We start from the raw sequence: 1,455 nt of genomic DNA, 5'->3' as shown, positions 1-1,455 counted from the left end.
CTGTAGCTCAGTTGGGAGAGCGCCTGAATGGCATTCAGGAGGTCGTCGGTTCGATCCCGATCAGCTCCACCAGAATTTGCAGGGGGTTAGCGAGTTCCGCTGATCCCCTTTTTCTTCCCGGTTGCGCGGGGGGTGCGGTTTCCCCCGATTTTTTCCTCCACGAAGGATCGTCGAGCCGGTTCACCGCGGTTGCGGCCCGCTGGGCACCGTGGAGAATACGTGGGGGAGCTTCGATCAGTTTCTCCTGGACCTCGCGACGGCGAAGGGGGCCAGCGTGATCCGGGATCGGGTCGAGAGCGTCGACCGGACGAACGGCAGGCCCGGATTGCGAACGAAAGGGGGCGTCACGGGGGAGTACGACCTGCTCGTGGGCGCGATGGGGGTCAACACGGCGGCGCTGAAACTGTTCGAGAATTTCGGTTTGGGGTACAGGCCCCCCAAAACCGCCAAGGCCTACATCGCCGAATTCCACCTCGGGCGGGAAAGTATTCGCTCCTACCTGGGGGATTCCATGCACGTCTTTTTGCTCAACATGCCCCGGCTCGAGTTCGCCGCGCTGATCCCCAAGGGGGAGTACGTGACGGTCTGCCTCCTGGGGCAAGGGATCGACAAGAATCTGGTCGATTCCTTTCTCAACACCCCGGAGGTGAAGCGGTGCTTCCCGCCGGGCTGGAGCGTCCCCAAAGAATTCTGCCGCTGCTTCCCCTCGATCAACATCGAGGGGGCGGAGCAGCCGTATGCCGACCGGATGGTTTTCATCGGCGACAGCGGCGTGAGCCGGCTGTACAAGGACGGGATCGGGGGGTCCTATCGCACCGCGAAGGCCGCCGCCAAAACCGCCATCTTTCACGGGGTTTCGGTGGAGGACTTCCGCCACCACTTCCTTCCCGTCTGCCGGGCGCTCTCCCTGGACAACCGTATCGGGAAGGTGATTTTCACGGTTACGCGGCTGATCCAGAAGGCGCGGGTCGCCCGCACCGGCGTTTTGCGCATGACCACGGCGGAGCAGCAGGGGAGAGGTGGCGGCCAGCTGCGGATGAGCGGGGTGCTGTGGGACACCTTTACCGGCAGCGCCCCGTACCGGGACGTTTTCTTGCGCACGCTCCACCCGCTTTTCCTGGGCCGCCTGCTCTACGAGACCGGGACGGGGCTGTTCCCCCGCAAACACCGCATCTGGTTCAAGGAGGACAAAGTGACACTGGGAGGACTCGGAAAGGTGTACCGGCCCGGCGAGGTCATCGTGCGCCAGGGGGACGTGGGCGACTGCATGTACGTCATCCAGTCCGGAAAGGTCGAGGTCGTGAAAGAAAAGGATGGGAAGGAGGTCCGCCTCGCCGAGCTGGGCGAAGGGGACTTCTTCGGGGAGATGGCGCTCTTCGAGAAGGATGTACGTTCCGCCACCGTCCGTCCGCTGGGAGAGGTGCGGGTGCTCACCGTGGACAAGAAGATGTTCCT

1 protein-coding gene is annotated in these 1,455 nt (G+C 63.5%); it reads left to right on the top strand.

Going from position 1 to position 1,455, the window contains the following annotated elements:
- Positions 1–208: 208 nt before the first annotated feature.
- On the top strand, positions 209–1,455 hold a 1,247-nt coding region (locus VJ307_06180; GenBank protein ID HJX73727.1), incomplete at its 3' end, for a cyclic nucleotide-binding domain-containing protein.

This window comes from Candidatus Deferrimicrobiaceae bacterium, assembly GCA_035256765.1.
Classification (GTDB): Bacteria; Desulfobacterota; Deferrimicrobia; order Deferrimicrobiales; family Deferrimicrobiaceae; genus CSP1-8.
Note: the sequence above shows the minus strand (reverse complement) of the source record. Positions and strands in the feature narration are given on the sequence as shown.